We start from the raw sequence: 4,045 nt of genomic DNA, 5'->3' as shown, positions 1-4,045 counted from the left end.
AAATTAAAAATTTATAATATAAATATGCGTATATTATATAATTAAATTTCAAATAATAATATATTTATAAAAGCGTAACAAATGTTACAGAAATTACTTCAATCTGTATATATAATGTGTATAGAAAATAAACATTATAATTTTGGAGGAGTAATTATGGATAACATTATGTTTTGCTATCAATGTCAAGAAACAGCAGGATGTACTGGATGTACAAAATTTGGAGTATGTGGAAAATCACCAAATCTAGCAAGAATGCAAGATTTATTAATATATACAACAAAAGGATTGTCATTTGTTACAACAAGACTTAGAGAAGAAGGAAAAGAAGTAAGTAAAGATGTTAATCACTTAATAACTATAAACTTATTTACTACAATAACAAATGCTAACTTTGATGATGAAGTATTCTATGAAAGAGTTAAAGAAACTTTAAATACTAAAGAAGAATTATTAGATAAATTAGAAAATAAAGAAAACTTACCAGAAGCAGTATTATGGAACTCATCTTCAAARTCAGAAATGGATGAAAAGTCTACTAAAGTTGGAGTACTTTCAACTAAAAATNTCAGAAGCAGTATTATGGAACTCATCTTCAAAGTCAGAAATGGATGAAAAGTYTACTAAAGTTGGAGTACTTTCAACTAAAGATGAAGATATAAGAAGTTTAAGAGAATTAATAATATATGGAATAAAAGGAATGTCAGCATATATGAAGCATGCTAATGCATTAGGATATGACAGCGAAGATATAAATGCATTTATGCAAGCTACTTTAGCTAAAACTTTAGATGATAATTTAAGTGTAGATGAATTAATAGCATTAACTTTAGAAACTGGTAAAGTAGGGGTAGATGGTATGGCTTTACTTGATAGTGCTAATACTGAAACTTACGGACATCCAGAAATAACTAAAGTAAATATAGGTGTTAGAAATAATCCAGGTATACTTGTATCAGGACATGACTTAAAAGATTTAGAATTATTATTAAAACAAACAGAAGGAACTGGAGTTGACGTATATACTCATTCAGAAATGTTACCAGCGCATTATTACCCAGCATTTAAAAAGTATTCTCATTTTGCAGGAAATTACGGAAATGCTTGGTGGAAACAAAAAGAAGAGTTTGAAAGTTTCAATGGACCAATACTAATGACTACAAACTGTATAGTACCACCAAAGGATAGTTACAAAGATAGAATATACACTACTGGAGCTGCTGGATTTGTAGGAGTTAAACATATAAAAGGTGAGAGCGAAGACAATAAAGACTTTTCAGAAATAATAGAACAAGCTAAAAAATGTGCTCCTCCAACACAAATAGAAACTGGAGAAATAATAGGTGGATTTGCCCACAATCAAGTATTAGCACTTGCAGATGCAGTAGTAGATGCTGTTAAAACTGGAGCAATAAAGAAATTCTTTGTAATGGCAGGGTGTGATGGAAGAGCTAAAACAAGAAACTACTATACTGATTTTGCTTTAAATTTACCAAAAGATACTGTAATACTTACAGCAGGATGTGCTAAGTACAAATACAATAAATTAAACTTAGGTGATATAAATGGTATACCAAGAGTATTAGATGCAGGTCAATGTAATGATTCTTATTCATTAGCACTTATAGCACTTAAATTAAAAGAAGTGTTTGAACTTGAAGATATAAATGAATTACCGATAGCTTTTAATATAGCTTGGTATGAACAAAAAGCTGTAATAGTATTATTATCACTATTATACTTAGGTGTTAAGAATATACATCTAGGACCAACACTTCCAGCATTCTTATCACCAAATGTTGCTAAGGTTTTAGTTGAAAACTTTGGAATTGGTGGTATAACTAATGTTGAAGATGATTTAAAAATGTTTATGCAACAATAAANNTAAAAAATAGCTACTATATATTTAAATATAGTAGCTATTAGATATAAATATAACTTTAAAGCAAAATGCAAATATTCATAGTTTAGTAAAACTAAATAAAACAAAAATTTTTATAAACAATGAATTATATATACTAAACTAAAAATATTTTTAATCTAAACTTTAAAATTATTGTATACAATTGAAACTATTGAAAATACTAGATTTAAATGGTTTTAAACAAAAATACATAAAAATACACTAAAATGAACTTTAAAAATTATATAAATAAACTGCAATATTTATACACGAAAAATGAGATATACAAACTATTATTAAATGAATATAATATTAGTAAATAAAAAAGAAGGGGAAGGGATATTTGTGGATGATAGGCGGACACAAGTAAAGCACATAATACTAATACTTATAGGATCATTAATATTATCATTTGGAATTTATAATTTAAATTATCAAAACAACATAACGGAAGGTGGAGTTTTAGGAGTTTTATTATTACTAAAAAACTTATTTGACATAGAACCTCCAGTAGCTAATCTAATAATAGACATATCATTGCTTATAATAGCATGTAAATTCTTTGGAAAACAATTCTTAATACACTCAATAATAGCGACTTTAAGTTTTTCAACTTTTTATGAAATATTTGAATCTATAGGACCATTAATACCTGTACTACCTAGTAAATTTGTAGTAACAATACTTTCAGGATTATTTGTAGGTATAGGAGTAGGTATAATTATAAGAAATGGAGCAGCTGCAGGTGGAGATGATGCCCTAGCAATGGTTATTTCTAAAATTACATCAGTGACTATAGGAAATGTGTATCTTATAGGAGATGTAGTAGTATTAATTTTATCACTAACATATTTATCGGTATATGATATATTTTGGTCTCTTATAGCAGTTACTATAAGCGGAAGGATTATTGATTTTATATATAATTTTAATAATAATAAATTATCTAAAGCTTAAAAATATGGCTATGTTAGCTATCTTCGTGATAAATATTACATAAAAACAACTAAAAAAAGCTATATAAAGTGTTTATATAGCTTTTTTTAGTTAGATTATAGGTATCCACTGGAATGTTATAATAAACCAATAAATTAAAAAAGCTATTATAAGTGAGATTAATAGATTATTTTTTATATATTTAAACTTAGTAAAAATAAAGCTTATTATTAAACCTATTAAAAAATCTATTATAACTGCAAGTGGAATAAAATATATTTGATTAAGCTTTCCAAGATTAAAAATATTTATAATTGGTTCATAAATAAAAATAGTCGGAAATACATGAATTATATCATTTATATGAGCTGATTTAATAAATAAAACTTCAAGAACATTAAAAAGAAGTGAAAGTAATAAAAATACTAAACCACCAAATAATACAGGTCTTTTACTTATTTTATTTAACATATTTATTCTCGCTTTCTATAATTTAAATTTAATATACTTTATTATATACAAATAATATCAGAAAGGATAATCTATTTACAAAAAATATTATAAATATGCCTTAAGTTTATCACAGTTTTAGGACAAGTGAATAATATATTATTAGGAAGTTTAGTCTTCCTAAKTAGAAAATATTCTAAAAATAATAATGGATACAATAAAAACAACAATTCTTGTAATAAAAATAATAACGCTTGCAATAACAACAACAATAATAACAATAATAATGGGTACAATAACAATGGATGCAATAAAAACAACAATTCTTRTGGATCCTCTCAAAACAATAGTTGTATAGAAGAATGTAATAAATATAAAGAGTTAGCTAATCAAAAATGCCAACAAGCTGAATGTGCTATGAATAAAGCAAATAGACTAGCTCAAGAAGCACAAGCTGCAGAACAAAGAGCAGAAAACTTAAAACAACAAGCAATAGAAGAATGTAAAAGAGCTAATGAACTTTGGAATTGCTATGAAGAAGTTGCAAATGATGCGCAAGAATTAATGGAACAAGCTCAATGCTGTTTACAACAAGCAGCTCAATGTTATCAAAATTGCCTCAATGATGACTTTGGATGTAATTTAGAAGACTATGGATATTCAGAAGATGATGATAATGATTATGATTATTGCAACGAAAATTATGGATACAATAATAACTATGGATGCAACAAAAACTGTGGATGTAATCGTTAA

2 protein-coding genes and 1 pseudogene are annotated in these 4,045 nt (G+C 26.2%); all 3 read left to right on the top strand.

All coding sequences use genetic code 11. The annotated features are described in order from the left end of the window. Positions 1–156 precede the first annotated feature (156 nt). The 3 genes and pseudogenes from hcp (at position 157) to G3997_RS06370 (ending at position 4,045) form a co-directional block, all read left to right on the top strand. Positions 157–1,882 (top strand): annotated as a pseudogene (gene hcp / locus G3997_RS06380) (hydroxylamine reductase). A gap of 366 nt (positions 1,883–2,248) precedes the next feature. Further along, complete coding sequence (locus G3997_RS06375; RefSeq protein ID WP_296644608.1) at positions 2,249–2,860, top strand: YitT family protein; 612 nt, start codon at positions 2,249–2,251, stop codon at positions 2,858–2,860. 576 nt (positions 2,861–3,436) lie between these two features. Continuing rightward, positions 3,437–4,045: a hypothetical protein gene (locus tag G3997_RS06370; protein ID WP_296644606.1), complete on the top strand. Its 609-nt coding sequence runs from the start codon at positions 3,437–3,439 to the stop codon at positions 4,043–4,045.

Origin of the sequence: Romboutsia sp. 13368 (assembly GCF_018336475.1) — a bacterium.
Lineage (GTDB): Bacteria > Bacillota > Clostridia > Peptostreptococcales > Peptostreptococcaceae > Romboutsia.
Note: the sequence above shows the minus strand (reverse complement) of the source record. Positions and strands in the feature narration are given on the sequence as shown.